Annotated in this window: 19 protein-coding genes and 1 riboswitch; all 19 genes read right to left on the minus strand. The window is 47.6% G+C overall.

Features of this window, described 5'->3' with window-relative positions; translation table 11 throughout:
- Positions 1–37: 37 nt before the first annotated feature.
- The 19 genes from AC1S8V_RS27395 to AC1S8V_RS27485 all read right to left on the minus strand — a co-directional run bounded on the left by AC1S8V_RS27395 (position 38) and on the right by AC1S8V_RS27485 (position 18,482).
- Positions 38–415 carry an ATP synthase subunit I gene (locus AC1S8V_RS27395; RefSeq protein WP_482071498.1) on the minus strand — a complete coding sequence of 126 codons (378 nt, stop codon included), beginning with the start codon at positions 413–415 and terminating at the stop codon, positions 38–40.
- A complete protein-coding gene (locus AC1S8V_RS27400; RefSeq protein ID WP_145324430.1) occupies positions 408–662 on the minus strand; it encodes an AtpZ/AtpI family protein in 255 nt (84 codons plus the stop codon). The genes AC1S8V_RS27395 and AC1S8V_RS27400 overlap by 8 nt, the downstream gene beginning before the upstream one ends.
- 186 nt (positions 663–848) lie before the next feature.
- Positions 849–2,006, minus strand: coding sequence for a non-hydrolyzing UDP-N-acetylglucosamine 2-epimerase (gene wecB / locus AC1S8V_RS27405; RefSeq protein ID WP_482071499.1), 1,158 nt, complete (start codon positions 2,004–2,006; stop codon positions 849–851).
- 56 nt (positions 2,007–2,062) lie between these two features.
- Entirely contained in the window at positions 2,063–2,692 is a 630-nt protein-coding gene (upp, locus tag AC1S8V_RS27410; protein WP_017691929.1) for a uracil phosphoribosyltransferase, read from the minus strand.
- Positions 2,693–3,135: 443 nt separating this feature from the next.
- Positions 3,136–4,383 (minus strand): serine hydroxymethyltransferase, encoded by a 1,248-nt coding sequence (locus AC1S8V_RS27415; protein WP_165980299.1) that lies wholly within the window; start codon positions 4,381–4,383, stop codon positions 3,136–3,138.
- A gap of 272 nt (positions 4,384–4,655) precedes the next feature.
- Positions 4,656–5,249, minus strand: a complete 594-nt coding sequence (locus tag AC1S8V_RS27420; RefSeq protein ID WP_427465425.1) for a TIGR01440 family protein — start codon at positions 5,247–5,249, stop codon at positions 4,656–4,658.
- A 141-nt stretch (positions 5,250–5,390) separates the two neighbouring features.
- Positions 5,391–5,472, minus strand: a riboswitch (ZMP/ZTP riboswitch).
- Positions 5,473–5,568: 96 nt separating this feature from the next.
- Positions 5,569–6,141, minus strand: coding sequence for a low molecular weight protein arginine phosphatase (locus AC1S8V_RS27425; RefSeq protein ID WP_036612575.1), 573 nt, complete (start codon positions 6,139–6,141; stop codon positions 5,569–5,571).
- A 58-nt stretch (positions 6,142–6,199) separates the two neighbouring features.
- The gene (locus AC1S8V_RS27430) at positions 6,200–6,760 is read right to left on the minus strand and encodes a manganese efflux pump MntP (protein WP_482071500.1); all 561 of its coding nucleotides are present in this window, start codon (positions 6,758–6,760) and stop codon (positions 6,200–6,202) included.
- A gap of 146 nt (positions 6,761–6,906) precedes the next feature.
- Positions 6,907–7,419 (minus strand): hypothetical protein, encoded by a 513-nt coding sequence (locus AC1S8V_RS27435; protein WP_482071501.1) that lies wholly within the window; start codon positions 7,417–7,419, stop codon positions 6,907–6,909.
- Positions 7,391–8,110 carry a HipA domain-containing protein gene (locus AC1S8V_RS27440; protein ID WP_482071502.1) on the minus strand — a complete coding sequence of 240 codons (720 nt, stop codon included), beginning with the start codon at positions 8,108–8,110 and terminating at the stop codon, positions 7,391–7,393. Before AC1S8V_RS27440 ends, AC1S8V_RS27435 begins: the two co-directional genes overlap by 29 nt.
- Positions 8,111–8,230: 120 nt before the next feature.
- A complete protein-coding gene (locus AC1S8V_RS27445; protein ID WP_482071503.1) occupies positions 8,231–9,340 on the minus strand; it encodes an L-threonylcarbamoyladenylate synthase in 1,110 nt (369 codons plus the stop codon).
- 561 nt (positions 9,341–9,901) lie between these two features.
- A complete protein-coding gene (gene spoIIR / locus AC1S8V_RS27450; RefSeq protein WP_482071504.1) occupies positions 9,902–10,561 on the minus strand; it encodes a stage II sporulation protein R in 660 nt (219 codons plus the stop codon).
- 256 nt (positions 10,562–10,817) lie between these two features.
- Complete coding sequence (locus tag AC1S8V_RS27455) at positions 10,818–12,038, minus strand: FtsW/RodA/SpoVE family cell cycle protein (protein WP_482071505.1); 1,221 nt, start codon at positions 12,036–12,038, stop codon at positions 10,818–10,820.
- Positions 12,039–12,495: 457 nt separating this feature from the next.
- A complete protein-coding gene (locus AC1S8V_RS27460) occupies positions 12,496–13,716 on the minus strand; it encodes an FtsW/RodA/SpoVE family cell cycle protein (RefSeq protein WP_482071506.1) in 1,221 nt (406 codons plus the stop codon).
- A gap of 85 nt (positions 13,717–13,801) precedes the next feature.
- Entirely contained in the window at positions 13,802–14,686 is an 885-nt protein-coding gene (prmC, locus tag AC1S8V_RS27465) for a peptide chain release factor N(5)-glutamine methyltransferase (protein ID WP_482074595.1), read from the minus strand.
- A gap of 24 nt (positions 14,687–14,710) precedes the next feature.
- Positions 14,711–15,778, minus strand: a complete 1,068-nt coding sequence (prfA, locus tag AC1S8V_RS27470) for a peptide chain release factor 1 (protein WP_017691918.1) — start codon at positions 15,776–15,778, stop codon at positions 14,711–14,713.
- A 552-nt stretch (positions 15,779–16,330) separates the two neighbouring features.
- Entirely contained in the window at positions 16,331–16,459 is a 129-nt protein-coding gene (locus AC1S8V_RS27475) for a hypothetical protein (RefSeq protein WP_482071507.1), read from the minus strand.
- Between the two features lie 259 nt (positions 16,460–16,718).
- Positions 16,719–17,819 (minus strand): redox-regulated ATPase YchF, encoded by a 1,101-nt coding sequence (gene ychF / locus AC1S8V_RS27480; RefSeq protein WP_340399644.1) that lies wholly within the window; start codon positions 17,817–17,819, stop codon positions 16,719–16,721.
- A gap of 192 nt (positions 17,820–18,011) precedes the next feature.
- Positions 18,012–18,482, minus strand: a complete 471-nt coding sequence (locus tag AC1S8V_RS27485; RefSeq protein ID WP_482071508.1) for a GNAT family N-acetyltransferase — start codon at positions 18,480–18,482, stop codon at positions 18,012–18,014.
- Positions 18,483–18,573: the final 91 nt, after the last annotated feature.

The raw sequence follows: 18,573 nt of genomic DNA on the forward strand, positions 1-18,573 counted from the left end.
CACCCCTTTCTCGACTTGAAAGCTGCAGCACCTAACATCATTCTGCTCTGCGGGAATGGACAATCCCTATAATCAGTAAGGAAAATTGTGCAATAACGAGACCGCCTGCAACCGCATATGTATTGAAGTACTGCGGAAAGCGCATCGATATGAATACACCGAGCACAGCGAGTGCCGCTCTTGTCAAAAATCCCAGGTTCACACGCTTCAGGTTACCTTCTGCCGCATCATCAGACATTTTCCTCACTTTGTAGCCCAGGTAAAATGCATTGATCCAGCTAATTCCTGTACCCAGGGCCAGTCCCAAAGCAATTGTCTCCACACGTGGCATAAAGGCCGCTGCGAGAAAACAAATCATAAGAAAGTACATGATGAAAACAGTCATCGATCTGCGGTATCTGGTTAGTTCACTCATCACTTTCCCCCATGACTTTTTTCGCGATAAAGTAGATGCTTACACCGCCTGCCGCAAGAAAAAAGAGAACGCTTACGGCGATCCATATTCCGTTACCTCCGATGGTCTTGTCCAACCAGGAGCCAGCGTAATATCCGGCAACAGCGAGAATGGCAATCTCGATCCCAAAAGCTGTCACGAGTCCCATTGCTTTCCATACGTTATCGTCATGGTTACGGGATGAATTTGGTTTGTTCGAATCGGCCATTTTCCACGCCACCCTTGCAATCCCAGTTAATTTTACTGAATGATGAGAGCCTTTGTCAATTGAATGATTTTAGCGTTTTAAAGGGTAAAACGACGGGAATACAGACCCTCAAAGCCCATAAACCCGCGTAAACCGTACAGTTTAACTGTATACTATGCCCTTTATAAATCCGTCAGAAAAAATGTATTATTTTTTGAATTTTCTGTGAAATGATTCCGGACGCTCACTATTTACACCGAAATGGTGCAAAATCGCATTGACAATTCTTTCCGAAGCATGTCCATCACCGTATGGATTGGCAGCCTGGCTCATGCTTGCATACCGTGTTTCGTCTGTAAGCAGAGCTTTGGTCCGTTCATATACACGTTCCTCTTCTGTACCTATCAACTCCAGCGTTCCAGCTTCAATACCTTCCGGGCGTTCTGTTGTATCGCGCAATACGAGCACAGGCACACCAAACGAAGGCGCTTCTTCCTGCAAACCGCCTGAATCAGTCAAAATCAAGTGAGTGTGCGGGTAAAAGTTATGCAAATCCACCACGTCTAGTGGATCAATTAATTGAATACGGGGATGATTCCCCAAAATCGCGTGAGCCGGCTCCTTCACAGCAGGACTTGGATGCACCGGGTACACGATGGCAATATCTTCGAATTCGTCGGCAATCCGTTTGACGGCCTGGAAAATGTTGCGGTGAGGCTCGCCCTGAGATTCACGGCGATGAGCTGTCATCAGCACAAGGCGTTTGCCTTGGGCCCAATCAAGTACCGGGTGTGTGTAGTCCTCCCGTACTGTATATTGAAACACATCTGTTACCGTGTTGCCTGTGACGTACGTACTAGACTCCGATTTATTTTCTTTGGCAAGATTGGAAGAAGACCAATCCGTAGGCGCAAAGTGTAGATCAGCCAGTACTCCCGTCAGCTGACGGTTCATCTCTTCCGGATATGGAGACAGCTTGTTCCACGTCCGCAGCCCCGCTTCCACATGCCCTACCTGAATCTGTTGCAGGAATGCTGCGTAGCTCGCTACAAAGGTAGTCAATGTATCCCCATGAACCAGTACAATATCCGGTTTAGCTTCAGCTAATACCGGCTCCAGACCACCTAGTACACGAATCGTAATTTCATTCAATGTCTGACGGTCTTTCATCACATCCAGATCATAATCGGGATGAATGTCGAAAACTTCAAGTACCTGATCCAACATCTGGCGATGCTGCGCAGTTACGCAAACAATAGATTCAATAGACTCGGGATGTTTTTGCAATTCCAAAATAAGCGGAGCCATCTTGATGGCTTCCGGACGCACCCCGAAGATCGTCATGACTTTAATTTTGTTGGCCATTCGAGCAAAGCCCCTTTTCTATAAGTTCCGAACCTCTTACAAAGCATGCGATATGCTTATTTAGTGCCGTATAGACGGTCTCCTGCATCTCCAAGCCCTGGAACGATATAACCATGATCATCCAGACGGTCGTCCAATGCTGCTACATAGATGTCCACATCGGGATGTGCATCCTGTACAGCTTTGACGCCTTCCGGTGCTGCCACCAGGTTCATCATTTTAATTTGAGTACAGCCGCGTTTTTTGAGCACGTCAATGGCTGCAATTGCCGAACCGCCAGTTGCCAGCATCGGATCAATTACAATCAATTGACGCTCTGTTACGTCTGTAGGCAGCTTGGTGTAGTATTCTACCGGTTGCAGTGTTTCCGGGTCACGGAACAGACCAACATGTCCAACTTTTGCCGCTGGCAACAATTTCACAACGCCATCCAGCATTCCGAGTCCTGCACGCAGAATCGGCACCAGTCCGAGCATACGTCCAGAGATGACTTTACCTTGTGTTGCAGCTACAGGTGTCTGTACATCAATCGTTTCGAGTTCAACATCTCTTGTAATCTCATAAGCCATCAACGTTGCTACTTCATCCACCAATTCACGAAAATCTTTCGTATTCGTACGCATGTCGCGTATAAACGTCAGTTTGTGTTGAATCAAAGGGTGATCACATATTACTAATTTTCCCATCTAATTTGTCCCTCCGGTAAGTTCTTCATGTTCAGCATTTCCAAATATACCTAGCCACCATTCATGGGCTCGATAAATCCTGTATATTATATCATCACCAACAACGAATTACACCATCAACGGGCACCCAATCATTACAGATTACCGAATCCTATAAAAAACAGGACCGGAAAATGATCCATCCGGTCCTGTTTTGCTCATGTTGTTATGTCGTTGAGATAAGTAAAATGATAAATACAATTGCACTCCGCCACCAGAATGCTCCTTCGATCGCCGTTATCCCCGAATTTTATGAATCACCTTATAAAGGTGAAAATCCGGGGATAAATGCGAACGCTTCGCTTCTACGGCCTCATTCTGTCTGCTTCGTTATTTTGTATTTCATTTTAGAGACCCTCAAATACAAACACCACGAGCAAAGTTTTTAGTAATATTTAGTAATACTAGTATTTAAGGTCGGTATAGAGCGGGAATTGGTCTGTCAGTGCAGTCACTTCTGCACGAGCTTCATCCAGCTTCGCTGTATCTTTTGGATTTTTCAGTGTTTTGGCAATGATCTTACCGATCGCTACCATAGCTTCTTCGTTCATGCCACGGGAAGTTGCAGCAGGTGTACCAATTCGAATACCGCTCGTTACAAATGGGCTCGTAGGGTCGAATGGAATTGCATTTTTGTTCACGGTAATGCCGATGGAATCGAGCACATGCTCAGCTTCCTTACCTGTGATGTTCACACTGCGTGTGTCGATCAGCATCAAGTGGTTATCTGTACCACCAGACACGATGTTCAATCCTTCAGCGATCAGGGTTTCAGCCAGAACCTGTGCGTTTTTCACGACATTCTGTGCATATGTTTTGAACGAAGGTTGCAGTGCTTCTCCGAAGGCTACCGCTTTGGAAGCGATCACGTGCATCAGAGGTCCACCTTGGGAACCAGGGAATACGGCTTTATCAATCGCTGCTGCCCATGCTTTGCGGCACAGAATCATACCACCACGAGGGCCACGCAGCGTTTTGTGTGTTGTTGTTGTTACGAAATGCGCATGTGGAACCGGGTTTGGATGCAAACCTGCAGCAACCAGTCCTGCGATATGAGCCATGTCCACCATGAACAAAGCACCTACATCATTGGCGATGGAAGCCAGCTTTTCAAAATCAATGGTACGCGGATATGCACTTGCACCTGCAACGATCAGACGAGGGCGGTGTTTGAAAGCCGCTTTGCGCACTTCATCATAATCAATCAGGAATGTATCTTCCTGTACGCCGTATGCTACGAAGTTGTACAGCAAACCGGATGCGTTAACCGGGCTACCGTGTGTGAGGTGTCCACCATGGGCAAGGTTCATACCAAGTACAGTATCACCAGGTTTCAACGCTGCAAGATATACCGCCATGTTCGCTTGTGCCCCGGAGTGAGGTTGAACATTCACGTGTTCTGCTCCGAACAATTCTTTTGCACGATCACGCGCAATGTCTTCAACGATGTCCACATGCTCACAGCCACCATAGTAACGTTTGCCTGGATATCCTTCAGCGTACTTGTTGGTCAGAACAGATCCCAATGCTTCGATTACTGCTTCACTTACGATGTTCTCGGATGCAATCAATTCAATGTTGTTCTGTTGACGTTTCAGTTCAAGATTCATCGCTTCCAGTACTGCCGGGTCATTCTTGCGCAATTGTTCCATGATTAAATTCCTCCCAGTTTATAAGTAAAGTTATAAAGCGAAACTACAGTGGTTACACTCCTGACTTCGATTGCATCACCATCTTCCGATCGCTGTTATCCCCGGATTTTTCTGAACTCCCTTATAATAAGGGGAAAATCCGGGGATAGCGTATGCTTCCGATGTAGCTTTCCTTCGGAAAGCTTTCAGGCGAACGCTTTGCTTCTTCAGATTGGTGTTGCACTCTCCGTTTTCGTGTAAAGTCTAATTTAGCTTTATATTGGTTGAAGATATCAGTCACAAAATGTCGAATCTGGTTGTTCTTCCATACGATACACCGCGCGTTCGCCGCCAATCAACTTCGGACGAGTCAACGCTGTGGTCACACGTGCATCTCCAACATAGCGGAGCGCTGTACGATAGGGTACGGCGACATGCCGGAGATGCATGCCAATCATCGTCTCCCCAATGTCCAGTCCCGCATGGGCCTGCACATGTTCAGCCAGGCATGGATCGGTCAGCGAACGATATGCTGCGGATGCCATTGAACCTCCGGCCTTAGGCACGGGTACTGCACCAACCTCAGTCAATCCGAGACGAGTAAGCAGAGAACGTTCCATTACCAGCGCACGGTTCAGATGCTCACAACATTGGAATACCGTGTCAAAACCGAACTCCTCCTGCACCTCGCGTATACCCGCAAGAAGCTGCTGTGCCACTTCAATGGCACCACTCGTACCAATCCGAGCGCCTGCGACTTCACTTGTGCTTGTACCGATCACAACGATCTGTCCAGGCCCAAGCTGTCCGGCAAGCGCCAGTTCATGCAGAATGGACGCGGTCTGTTCCTGCAATCCGGGTTGTTCCGAATCTAACTCTATAGTCATCCTATCATCGCCTCCCGATAAAATCATGCCCGCTGTCTCTTGGCTGTCCTTCGTATTCTTGCACGGCATCTCAGGTACTATTATAGCGAATAATCAGATGAAAGACGAAAAAAAGAGCAGTCTGCGGGTAACGCAGAATTGCTCTTTTGCCCAGGCGACCGGCCGTTTGTTCCGGTGCTCCATCGTGGTTATGCCCACTTCGTCGCCAGTTACACCGGATCCCTGTTTTCCCCTTCATCATAAAACAACCCGCGGTTAAAATCAACGGTTAATTTACATCACGTGTCCTATTTCTATAACCTGCCCCGCAGGATCAGAATTATCCCAGCTTATCCAAAAGCCGGTCCAATGCCGTCCGAATCTCAGCTGCAGCTATATTGTAATCATCACGACTTCCCCCAAACGGATCGGAGATGTCGAAACTTGGAATTCGTTGTCTAATCTCAATGGCTCGCTCACGCTCCGATGCCAGGATCTCTTGCCCAAGGGCACGTTTCATCTCAAGCGTCGCAAACAGGCTGTCCAACTCCTGAACATCACTTAATACCTGTTCATCATCCTCCACATATTCTTTCAATGTATAGGTTTTGTGGACTGAATCGGGAAAAACCTGCATGACATGCTGCTTATGACTCCGTGTTAATGTAAGAACCAGATCGGCCCAACCTACCAGGTTAGAGCTAAGCTGTGTGGAATGAGGTGGTCCTTCAACGTTATGATCTCTCAAAACCGCTTCAGCATGACGGGAAATCGGCATACCCGACGTTGCTGCCACACCTGCGGAACGAACCTCTACTTGAATGCCACGCTCCGATGCCAGTTTTCGCAAAAGCCCCTCTGCCATGGGGCTGCGGCACGTATTTCCTGTACATACGAATAAGATATGTTTCATTGTGTTAGCCTCCCCATTTTACATATGATGCGAATGATATGATTACTCACGTTTTATTCTAAAATATAAACAAAAGTCCAAACGCAAGCAAGATTGCGCCACCAATAGCTTCCCCGTAATCACCGAGATTCTGACTCACCCGGCGGCCTAATAGCAGACCCATAACCGACATCACCCCGCCACACACGCCAAAGGCAAGGACGGTCAATATCAGATCACTGCTAAACATCCCTAGTGAAACGCCAACAGAAAATGAATCCACACTCACACTGAGGGAGAACAAAACAACGCCGAGCAGGGAACGGTGGTTCACCAGCTTGGTATCGCCTTCACGGAATGCATTTAGAATCATATGAGCACCCAGCAAAACAAGTAATCCACCTGCCACATACGTCGTAATGTCACCGAGCAGGGAGCTGACGTATTTGCCCATATACATGCCGATGAGCGGCATGATGATATGAAATAGAGCCGTTACAATACTTATTCGCAATACATCCCGCAGCCGAATGCCCTTCATGCCAATTCCGATTCCAAGCGAGAATGCATCAAGGCCCAGCGCAACAGCCATGATCAAAATGGTTACCAACTGCCCTACATGGGCAGACACATCCCACATCCCCATACCCCCAAGTCACGTCAAGGTTCTTGTACACGATATGCGGACAAGGACCTAAACATGACCCATGAAAGGTATTTTAGAACAGAATATAATCTATTTCTAATAAATCATTCAAACTGATTTAATGCTAGTAATATACGTATTCACTCAACCCATTTAGTAGCTAGATCTTCCCTGGGTTCTTCAAAATCCTCAAAATCTTTGATCTTCTTTATTGGGTCTTGTAATGTAGACTGCGCAGCCAAATTGTTAAAATGCTCAACAGTAGCATGATAAACATTAATATTTTCGAAAGAATCTTCCACTCTGTTACTCATCCAGTAAAAATCGTTTAGACTTATAGCGTTTGTCTTCTTCGCAATTTCCCAAGAGTCATACGTGGACAAGCCCAGCGATTCAAGTATTTGATTCGCTCCTTGACGTTCCTTAGGGAAAACACGCTCACTTAGCCAGAGTTTTATGTCTTCTTGGCTTGGCTGTTTATCCCTGTCAATATAGAGTTCTCCCGAACTAGCGTGGATGAGCTTATACAGTCCGAAGGGGTACCCCGCATCTCCCAATTTTTTAGCTTCCACTGTTGGCGTATATTTTTGTCCATCCAATGAAAATTCTCCAATAATAATATTTTTATATTTGAGAAAATAAACGTTGGACATGTCTATACCTCCTAGCGACAAACTGCTTAATAAATTCTATTCTTTCTATAGACATCAACGGTGCATATCTGTCAATTACAGCAATAACTTCTTCAATTGAAATATTAAGATTAATTGCCTCTAAATTATCTTTATCCACCAATTCCAAAGCTCCGCTTAAACTGGTAAAAGGCTTGCCTATAGAAAACCCTAAAATTTCTTGATCTTCGTTCACGATATCAGAGTCACTAAACTCAGAGCAGAAAGCTAGACCATGATCAAACAAAGGTGCAAAAGACAACTTTCCTGCTTTTCTATCCACTATGAACCCAAAATTTTTCTTATGCCGATCTGTGTTATGAATAATGTAATCAAATATAATCATCTGATCTATATTTTTCTTACCATCCTCCAGACCTTCTGCCGTTAGTTCCTTATATAACTCTTTTCCCTTTTTCCTTGTAATTACATCACAGCTAGCAAATTCCTGATGCGGAAGCTTAAAGGACTGACTAACGCTTACCAGAACTTTGTTCTGATCTGCGAGAAGTCTTTCAAAAGAGTTGCCTTGATATTGTCCTTTTGGCCTTTCAGATAATTGCTCAACCTCTTCCTCTGAGAGAAACAAATGTATATCGACAATCCAAAGTTTATAATGAACCACATTAAAACCTAACAACTCACCTATCTCACACGCTATCTTTTCTGACATAGGTTGATCTATGGAGAAGAATGTACCCCTACTATATCCAGATTTCACATATAGAAGCCCTGATTTATCATGATGTATATTAAACTTCCTTAGACCATAGACCCATAGTTCCAGAATGAATCAGTCTTTAAGCATCGGGGGTTGCTGGTTGCCAACTTGTATGAGTTGGTTACCCGCAGCCTTGAGCAGCCGATTCATGACGGCTGCTCCCAGCCCTTCGCGTGAGCAGGCTTCAGCCACAATATATGTGGCGCCTTGCTCATCGCAGCTGCGCAGCGCGGCGTACAGCCGGCGCGCTGCTTCTTCCAGCTCGCTGGCGTCTCCCAGCGAGAACACGGCATCGGCGCGGTACTGCTCCGCGTGCTCGGCGAACGCCAGCACCGCGGTGCGCTCTCCGCGCTGCGCCGCCTCTGCGAGGGCGGCGCTGATCCAGGCCGCCACCGCTGCGGGCGGCCCCTCCACCACGCACAGCGCCCCTGCGGGTGCGTAGTGCGTGTACTTCATGCCCGGCGAGCGCGGCGCCGGGCTGCCCACGCCATCGGCCCCCTCCGCGAGTAGCGCGGGGTCCGTGGCGACACGGGCGGCAACGGCGGACAGCTGTTCCGCCGTAATGCCGCCAGGGCGCAGGATGGTGACGGTACCGTCGTCACCGACCTGCACCACCGTGGATTCGACGCCCACCCCTGTGGGGCCGCCGTCCACGATGCCGCCGATGCGGCCATCCAGATCCTCGCGCACATGGGCTGCGAGTGTCGGGCTTGGCCGCCCGGAGCGGTTGGCGCTTGGCGCAGCCACAGGGCATGCCGCCGCCGCGATCAACTGCAAGGCCACCGGATGGTCCGGCATGCGCACGGCCACCGTGTCCAGACCGGCGGTGACACGCGGAGACACCGCCCCCGGCCTAATCGGTAGCACCAGCGTCAGTGGTCCCGGCCAGAAGGCCGCCATCAGCGCTTCGGCTGTCTCGTTTACTTCCGTGACCAGAGTATCCAACTGGTCACGGTGCGCGATATGCACAATCAGTGGATTGTCGGAAGGTCGGCCTTTGGCGACAAATACAGCCTCCACAGCTGCTGTGCTACGCGCATCAGCACCCAGACCATAGACCGTCTCGGTCGGAAAGGCCACCGTCTGACCTTGACGAATGCAGGCCGCGGCAGCCTGCAAGTCGGCGAGCGCCTGTTGAGCGGCGCTCCCCTTTTCCAGAGCCAACGTTTCAATATTACCCATTCCATGATCATTCTCAGCGCTCTCCAAGACGCGTACATCCCATATAGCGGTGACCAGCTCTCCCGGAGCTTTCGTATCACGGTCTTCTCTACCATCCCTCATCTCAGAGGTGTGTTGCAATGGTTCGTTTTCTCTGCTCATATATCATCATTCCTAAACTTCAAGTAGGTTAGTTCATATCCATATTCAATATAAGAGGTTGTTCAAAAAGTACGCTTTTGATTACGATAGATGCCTAGCAGCATCATCAACGTCGAATATGAAATTCAGCCGAAATAAGCGGGAGGCTTACGAAGTATGTTTCCGAAGGAAACATTTTGGTTGCTCACGTAGTTTGCCTACGCTCCGCTACTCCATTTCTAGCTTCATTCCATCTTCTTGGTACTGAAAACCAGACTTTTTGAACACGCATTATAAGTAATTATAACATACCTGCCCCGCCTCGGATGCCCTTCACACTTCGCTCCACACATGAGTCTCACTGTAACTTCGCCACCAATCCATATGTAAAGGGCAGCTTCCTGAAACGAAGGTACCCTTATGTATATCATTAGTACATTGTTATGCGAATAATCCAGTAACCCAACTCCATAATTTCACAGCCATGTCCCACAGAAAGAATCTCGCTTCCGGTGTATCTCCCTGCACAGATGCCTCTGCATCTCCTGGTTCAGCCGCTGCGGCTGATACGGTTGAAGGTTTCGCCAGTGCATCCCCGGTCCCTGCATCAATGAAGCACAGCGGCGGGAACAACACACACCACCAGTTCTGACCTTTGCCTTCGCCCAGCGTGATCCGAACCGCTTCATAATCTCCGGCAGGATACACGGTGCCACCATATAGTTTGGTTGGGAACGGAACAGAACCCAGCTCCACCTGATATGCATAATGCAAGCCACGACTCGCCAGCTCTTCTCCTACTCTATTCTCGATCTCGGACAAATGCTCACGAATGACCTTGCGCGCTTCGTCCAGACTTTGCGGATTCTCCAGCTCGGCTACCCACTCACCCATCTGAGCAACGACAGCATCCCGAATCTCACGTTTCACCAATTGATCTCCCGGTGCATCCGAGTTTGCTAGAATACGTAAGCGAATCGATTGTTCAGGAATCGCTGTGGCCGCCACAGCTGCATCCGTTTTTTGACCTTCCCACATCATGATAATCATCATAAGACATACAATAATAAGTCCAATTTGCTTTACAATTCGTCTGCTCATTCCGTTCTCCCCCTCGGCTCTCTGATCACGTTGCCTGCAACTTTCTCATGTCTATCAGTATGCCCCGACGAACCGGAAGTAAACCTAGCATTTGCAATAAATCTACTAAATCAATTCTATGATTTACATTCGCTCACCAGTCAAGTTAAAAAGGCTGATCTGCACCTGGTTACAGGGCAAATCAACCTCTTCATTCCTACGAACGATCACGTTATACGCTCCACCGCTTTACTTCTCACCCACACCGACTTAACAGTTACACAGCACTTTTCTCTTTCTTGAGCATATTCCATAAACGCTCCGACAACCGGGGTTGCTGCTCCCCCATCAGAAGTTCATCCTCCTCTTCTTGCCCGTACAACTTAATGCTCATGACCACCCCAATACAAGCCATATTAATAAGCAAAGAGGTGCCGCCGTAACTGATGAATGGTAACGTTATGCCTGTGAGCGGCATCAGCCCGAGGAACGCCCCCACATTCTCGAACACCTGATACAACAGCATACCAATAATGCCTACAATGATGACGGGTCCTGCGCGGTCTTTGCATGTCAGAGCAATCAGCACCATACGGTGGATCAGGATAAAGTACAACAGAATCAGTATGGATGCACCTACAAACCCAAACTCCTCTGCGATCACGACAAAAATGGAATCAGAATACGTATAGGGGACTCGTCCACTCTGAACGGATGTTCCTTGCAAATAACCTTTGCCGATGATGCCCCCTGAACCGATGGCTAAACCTGCATTTTTCGTATGCCAGGAAGCCTTGGAGGTAGCTTTTTCCGGTACAAGCCAGGGATCAATACGCTCTGCCCAATGCTCACGTTTTATCTTTTCAAGAAAAGTGAATACTTCATCATGGTAGAAGGTATAAGCTTTGACAAAACCAAAGAACGCCACTCCCACAATCGCCAGTGCAATCAATGCGTGCTTCAGTCTCATATTTCCGATCCAGAATACCGCAGCCAGAATCACCACATACCCCAGCGCATTTCCCAGATCATTCTGAGCCATAACAAGAGCAAATGGAATAAACGCCCAGCAGCCAATGGGCAAAATATCTCTCCAGAACTCCAGCGTGCTTCGTTGCCTCTTCACAATTAAATGGGCGAGGAAGAGAATCAGAATCATCTTGAACAGCTCTGCCGGTTGAAACGAAAAGTTCTCGCCCAGCTTCAGCCAACCGTTGGCGTTATTGATCGAACTTCCCAGGACATTCGCAAGGATCAATAATATGATCCCCAAGCCATACAAATAAAACGCATATTTCACGTATAACTTGTAATTCACAAGCCCGATCACGAGCACCGCAATGAACCCGGCCACATAGAAATACAGCGTTTTGACATGATGATTCGCCAGTTTGGCATCTGTCTGCGTTCCGCTATATATCGCAAATATACTAATTATCATGAGCAACAGCATTACAAAAAGAATCACACCGTCCATCTTTTTCAGCATTCTCAACACGACTCCGTTCACCCCCTGAAAACTAGCATTCTATGATTTCCAATTATACTCAATAATACCATTGTATATAATTGGATAATAAAATGGAAATCCGGATCGTTTCAGGTTAAAAAGCAAACTATTCAATGGCCTCAATCCCACCAAAAAAAACAATAAAACCCCAAAACATCCACCCAATGTGACTTGGGTTGGTCTGTTCCAGGGTTCTATAGTTATATATAAGGTAAACTAAGGATTATTTACACTGACACTACGATGACAGAATAACCTTCCAATCGCTGTTATCCCCAGATTTTTTCGATTCCCTTTTTTCAAGTGAAAATCCGGTGATAAAGGCGAACGCTTTGCTTTTTCAGTTTTTTTCTGTCCTCTCCGTTATTGTGTAAAAGATTAGTTCAACTTATATAGCTTATATACATAAATCTGACGTGCTATTTCACGGTTGGATTCAAGAACGTTATTGCTCCTGCTGGGATGGCTTGCGTCTTAGCAACTTCATCACCAGATCTGTAATACTCGGTTGTTCCGCAGAGCCGAGAATATCCTCGTCCTCTTCCGTGTGGACCTTGATACTCATCACAAGACCCATGCTGATCATGTTGATCATAATTGAGGTACCACCTGAACTTATAAACGGCAGCGTAATCCCTGTCAACGGCATCAGACCAATGAATGGGCCAATATTGACAAAGATCTGGTAGAGCAGCATCGCTATAATACCTACAATTAGATATGGCCCAGCACGATCCTTACACTCCAGTGCAATTAACACCAGCCTGTGAATAAGGATAAAGTACAGGAGAAGCAATACCGAGGCACCGATGAAGCCAAATTCCTCCCCGATCTGAACAAAGATCGAGTCGGCATAGGCCAGCGGCACCCGATTCGACTGAATCGTCGTGCCCTCCATATAGCCTTTGCCCGTAATACCGCCAGAACCAATCGCAAGCTTTGCATTATACGTCTGCCAGAGTACATCTCTTGAGGTCAGCTCTGGTACAAGCCAGGGATCAAAGCGATCCGCCCAGTGCGAACGTCCAATGTCATTCAGGAATTTAACAATCTCATCATGATAATGAATGTACGCCTGTGTACCGCCGATAAAAGCAGCTACAGCAATCATAAAGCCAATGAGGGCATGCGTAAATTTAATGTTGCCGATCCATAATAGGCCCACAAGAATAATCACATAACTTAACGCATTTCCCAAGTCATTTTGAAGCAATACGAGTAGTAATGGCGGCAGAACACAGAGTGAGATCGGAATAACATCACGTCCGAAATAGAGCGGACGATTCTTCTTTCGGGCCAAAAAGGCCGATAAAAACACAATCAGGCATAGCTTGAACAACTCAGCAGGCTGCAAACTGACCCCGAAGATGGACAGCCAACCTTTTGCACCGTAATACTCTTTACCAAAGAACATAACGAAAATGAGCAGCAGCATACCCACGCCATAGATATATAAATAATTTTTGATTATGAATTTATAATTGATCATCGACATTCCAAAAAAGACTACGAATCCCAAAATATAAAAGATCACTGCACTTTTCGGGAGTCCCTCCAGCTTCGGACGACCAAACGTTGTACTGTAAATCGACAAAATACTGATAACCATTAGAATAACCAGTATAAACACAATAGAATAGTCTATCTTTTTAAATTTGTGCAGCATGTGATTATGTTCCCCCAAGCATTCAGAAATCTCCGGTATATCTCATTGTAGAGGATTTCACGGCAAAAAGAAAACCCGCGGAACCTTACATTTTCGTCACCTGTTCCGAAGTACGAACACCCAGGACATGCCGCTCGATTCCGGCAAGGTCCGGTACAATGATGATTTCCGGCCAATGTCCCGCCGTTTCAAGCAGAGCCGCGATGTCACGAGCCTGCCCTTGGCCCAGCTCAAAACCAATGATTTGCGGCGGCGCAGGTAACAGCGCCAACTGCTCCAGCATGACACGGTACGGTGCAAGCCCGTCCGGACCGCCGTCCAGTGCCATGCGCGGCTCATGATCGCGCACCTCTTGCTGCAACCCGGCGATATCTGCCGCCGGGATGTATGGCGGGTTGGACACCAGGATGTCCACCCGTGCCCCGGCGAACGGGGCCAGCAGATCGCCTTCACGGAAGTCGATCTGTACCCCGTTCGCGGCCGCGTTCCGCGCGGCCACTTGCAGGGCAGCCGCCGAGAGATCCCCGGCGCCAACCTGCCAGCGCGGGCGCAGTGAAGCCATCGTCACCGCGATGGCACCACTGCCCGTGCCGATATCGACGGCGAGCGGAGCGCCGTCAGGAAACACACGGTCGGCTTCGCGCAGCACAGCCTCGACCAACAGCTCGGTCTCCGGCCGCGGAATCAGCACGGCCGGCGTGACCTCGAACGGCAGCCCATAGAATTCCTGGCTGCCGATAATGTATTGCGCCGGCTCACCCGCAGCCTTGCGCGTGACGGCGTCCTCCCAGCGGCTGCGATGCTCGCTGGGAAAGGGCTCCGGCTGCATCATGTAATACGCGGCGCCATAAACGCCGAGTACATGTTCCAGCAGCAGCCGGGCATTGTTCTGCGGCTCGTACACGCCGCACTTCTCCAAAAAAGAGGAAGCCTCCACGAAGGCTTCCCGACAGCTCTGTTCCGGCGTCATGACAAACTGCGCGCGGGTCACAGATTATTCTCCTCTATCCATCAACTCGGTCTGCTGAGCAATTGTCAATGCAGACAAGATATCTTCAATCTCCCCGTTCATGATCTGATCCAGCTTGTGCATCGTCAGACCGATACGGTGATCCGTCACACGGCTTTGCGGGAAGTTGTACGTACGAATCCGCTCACTGCGATCGCCCGTTCCCACTTTGCTCTTCCGCTCAACAGAGATTTTCGCTTCCTCTTCCATACGTTTCATATCAAAGATACGTGTACGCAGAACCTGCAACGCTTTTTCCTTGTTGGAGTTCTGTGATTTTCCATCCTGACACGTCGCCACGATTCCCGTTGGAACGTGCGTTACCCGTACTGCGGATTTCGTGGTATTAACCGATTGTCCACCGGCACCACTGGAACAGAACGTATCAACACGGATGTCTTTGTCATGAATTTCAATATCGAAATCTTCGGCTTCAGGCATGACCGCAACCGTTGAAGTTGACGTATGAATACGTCCGCCGGATTCAGTTGTTGGAATACGTTGCACACGGTGTGCGCCGCTTTCGTATTTCATTTTACTGTAAGCGCCGCGTCCGTTGATCAGGAACACAACCTCTTTGAATCCACCGAGATCATTTGTGTTAACGTCCATCAGCTCTACACGCCAGCCTTGTGCATCTGCATAACGTGTGTACATCCGATACAGATCTGCTGCAAACAACGCTGCTTCATCTCCACCAGCTGCTCCGCGAATCTCAACAATAACGTTTTTGTCGTCATTCGGATCTTTTGGTAGCATAAGCACACGAATCAATTCGTCCAGTTCCTTCTGGCGAGTGCTCAGTTCGTCAATTTCCATTTTGACCATTTCACGCATCTCATCATCCAGTTTCTCCCCCTGCATTTCCTTCGCAGCTTCGAGATCCTGACTTACCTGTTTGTATTCATTGTACGCTTCATAAGTCGGTTGCAGATCCGATTGTTCTTTGGAGTATTCCCGCAGCTTTTTGTTGTCACTTGCCACATCCGGGTCACACAAAAGCTCGCTCAACTTGTCATAACGGTCGGCTAACGCCTGTAATTTATCCAACATGTATAGTCACCTCACGCATTATTTTGTCCAAGCACATAACATTTTCAGTAATGATTTCAATTCAACATTAATTACATCTATAATCTATATTCCACAACGCACAGGATTCTCACTGAATCCCCTGACCGCAGCATGTATTCACATTCATGTATGATCGACGTATAACATCGCTACAACGTCATCAAATCCTTTACTTTTAAAGTGATATCAAGAAAACGTGTACCCTGTATGAAACCCGCTCCAGCTCATCTGTTACAGCGCGAATTTTAACGTGGTATACGACTCTTAATTATAGCATATTCTTATGGTTCTGAATAGTAACTGTTCCGCAGGCGGATGAACTAATTTTTGTGTTGCAAAATACAAAATGAAATTATTGTTCGATGTTGTTCCGAAATGTTCCTACTGTGGTATAATACAAGTATAGCAAGTGTAAAATAAACAAAAGCCACGATGCGCTAACATCGTGACTTCTCTAACAAAGGCCGGTGGGCGACCACGGCGAATTTCAATCAAACGAATGAAAAACCACCGGATTGCAAGGCGACCAACCTAATCCCGGTGGTTTTTCTTGTTCCGCGCTACTTTCCACGCACTGCATAAGGCTATTAACCCCACTGCAATACTAATTAGCTTGTCGCTAATTTCCAGGAAATGCTGCACTACTGCAAGAAATGACACGGCGTCACCCCCTTTCGGGTAAGCATCGCCATGTCGATAATCCACCGGTTACTTTGTCTCCTCTATTATACCATAATATGCCTATTCACAACTCTATTTCAGCAGATGATTTTGATTATGAAAACAAATAATTCGTTCTCATGGAAGACTATTTTTCAGTTGCATCCTCATCTGCAAAACTCTAAGTCAAAGACCCCACGAACTTCACGAGAAGGTCGCAGGGTCATGTTATTTAATCTACATATAAAGGTGTAACAACTTATACGTTGAAACGGAAGTGCATAACGTCGCCGTCATTTACAACGTACTCTTTACCTTCAAGACGGAGTTGTCCGCGCTCTTTGGCACCGTTCATGGACCCCGCTGCAACCAGATCGTCGTAGGAAACAACCTCTGCCCGGATGAATCCACGCTCGAAGTCGGTGTGAATGACACCCGCTGCGCCAGGCGCTTTTGTACCCTTACGGATTGTCCATGCACGAACTTCCTGTACACCTGCTGTGAAGTATGTGTACAGACCCAGCAATTTGTAAGCCGCTTTGATCAACAGGTTCAGGCCGGAATCCTCGATACCGAGTTCTTCCAGGAACATTTGTTTATCTTCGCCTTCCAGCTCGGAGATCTCTTCTTCAACCTTCGCACTGATTGGCACCACTTCTGCGTTTTCAGCAGCTGCGAATTCTCTTACTTTTTGCACGTAAGCATTGTTCGCCACGTCGCCGATTTCGTCCTCAGCTACATTGGCTGCGTATAGAACAGGCTTCAGGGTCAGCAAGTGCAGATCGCGTACGATCAGAAGCTCGTCATCCGTAAGCTCCATGCTGCGTGCCGGCTTGTCATCGTACAGAACAGCCTTCACTTTCTCCAACACTTCTACTTCTTGAGAGGCAGACTTGTTGCCGCCCTTCATGTTTTTCTTGGAGCGATCGATTTTCTTCTCAACACTCTCGATATCGGCCAGGATCAGCTCCAGATTGATCGTCTGGATGTCGCTCACCGGGTCAATTTTGCCATCGACGTGTGTAATGTTCTCATCTACAAAGCAACGTACCACGTGTACAATTGCATCTACTTCACGAATGTGGGCAAGGAACTTGTTACCAAGACCTTCGCCTTTGCTCGCTCCACGAACAAGACCTGCGATATCCACAAACTCAAACGCCGTTGGTACTGTTTTCTTAGGTACAACGAGTTCTGTCAGTTTGTCCAAACGCTCATCTGGTACTTCAACGATCCCCACGTTAGGGTCAATTGTACAGAACGGATAGTTTGCCGATTCGGCACCTGCTTGTGTAATTGCGTTAAACAATGTAGATTTACCAACGTTAGGCAAACCCACGATTCCAGCTTTCAAAGCCATGTATATGACAACTCCTCATTGATTACTTGTTCGGTATGGATAATCCTATACATTATATATGACAAACCTCAAGGCATCAAGGAACTTCGCCAATTCGACCTGAGTCCCATCCGCTTCCCGAAATCCCCGGTTACTGCGGATAATTCGTTTTGCCCAGATCTTAAGTTCGGCCTAGATTATCCGTTTTTAGATTTACCCTTTGATTTCCTTGTACATCGTCAGATCCGTTACCTCATATCCCATCTTGCGATACAGGCTGCTCGCCCGCACATTATGTCCAAACACATGCAAACCAATGCGATCCACGCCAAGACTCAAGGCCGTCTGTTCAAGCGCCTGCATTGTCTCTGTTCCGTATCCCTTACCACGGTGTGCTTCTTCAACTACAATATCCAGCAAAAAAGCATCTTTTCCACGACGATTATCCGTGATATTAAACCAGATATAACCCACATTGCCGTCCACAGGATGCACCAGATTGTAGAGATACGCTCCGGGTGTGTTCAAGCCTTCTGGCAGATAACGTTCATAAGATTCCTCCGCCAGTTGCTGCGCCTCTTCCTCCGGCCAGGTGCCCGCTTCTACTTTTTCCTGTGCAAAATCCTTAATCGATCGAGTGCGAAAACTCGCATAATCTTCCTGATTCATTGGTACCAATTCCATATGATGTTGCTCCCCTCACACGCTTGAGTCTCTATGTATAAAGTTATTTGAACTTCATCGTATTATACTCTGTTTTAATCAGGTGTGTATG

The sequence above is a fragment of the Paenibacillus sp. B46(2026) genome, from assembly GCF_056786355.1.

Bases quoted from the DNA above. Each gene is read 5' to 3' on its own strand.
- wecB (WP_482071499.1), bottom strand. From the start codon at position 2,006: ATGGCCAACAAAATTAAAGTCATGACGATCTTCGGGGTGCGTCCGGAA.
- AC1S8V_RS27440 (WP_482071502.1), bottom strand. From the start codon at position 8,110: ATGTCAGAAAAGATAGCGTGTGAGATAGGTGAGTTGTTAGGTTTTAAT.
- AC1S8V_RS27395 (WP_482071498.1), bottom strand. From the start codon at position 415: ATGAGTGAACTAACCAGATACCGCAGATCGATGACTGTTTTCATCATG.
- AC1S8V_RS27400 (WP_145324430.1), bottom strand. From the start codon at position 662: ATGGCCGATTCGAACAAACCAAATTCATCCCGTAACCATGACGATAAC.
- upp (WP_017691929.1), bottom strand. From the start codon at position 2,692: ATGGGAAAATTAGTAATATGTGATCACCCTTTGATTCAACACAAACTG.
- AC1S8V_RS27435 (WP_482071501.1), bottom strand. From the start codon at position 7,419: ATGTCCAACGTTTATTTTCTCAAATATAAAAATATTATTATTGGAGAA.
- AC1S8V_RS27425 (WP_036612575.1), bottom strand. From the start codon at position 6,141: ATGAAACATATCTTATTCGTATGTACAGGAAATACGTGCCGCAGCCCC.
- spoIIR (WP_482071504.1), bottom strand. From the start codon at position 10,561: ATGAGCAGACGAATTGTAAAGCAAATTGGACTTATTATTGTATGTCTT.
- prmC (WP_482074595.1), bottom strand. From the start codon at position 14,686: ATGACGCCGGAACAGAGCTGTCGGGAAGCCTTCGTGGAGGCTTCCTCT.
- prfA (WP_017691918.1), bottom strand. From the start codon at position 15,778: ATGTTGGATAAATTACAGGCGTTAGCCGACCGTTATGACAAGTTGAGC.
- AC1S8V_RS27430 (WP_482071500.1), bottom strand. From the start codon at position 6,760: ATGTGGGATGTGTCTGCCCATGTAGGGCAGTTGGTAACCATTTTGATC.
- AC1S8V_RS27460 (WP_482071506.1), bottom strand. From the start codon at position 13,716: ATGCTGCACAAATTTAAAAAGATAGACTATTCTATTGTGTTTATACTG.
- ychF (WP_340399644.1), bottom strand. From the start codon at position 17,819: ATGGCTTTGAAAGCTGGAATCGTGGGTTTGCCTAACGTTGGTAAATCT.
- AC1S8V_RS27445 (WP_482071503.1), bottom strand. From the start codon at position 9,340: ATGGGTAATATTGAAACGTTGGCTCTGGAAAAGGGGAGCGCCGCTCAA.
- AC1S8V_RS27415 (WP_165980299.1), bottom strand. From the start codon at position 4,383: ATGGAACAATTGCGCAAGAATGACCCGGCAGTACTGGAAGCGATGAAT.
- AC1S8V_RS27485 (WP_482071508.1), bottom strand. From the start codon at position 18,482: ATGGAATTGGTACCAATGAATCAGGAAGATTATGCGAGTTTTCGCACT.
- AC1S8V_RS27420 (WP_427465425.1), bottom strand. From the start codon at position 5,249: ATGACTATAGAGTTAGATTCGGAACAACCCGGATTGCAGGAACAGACC.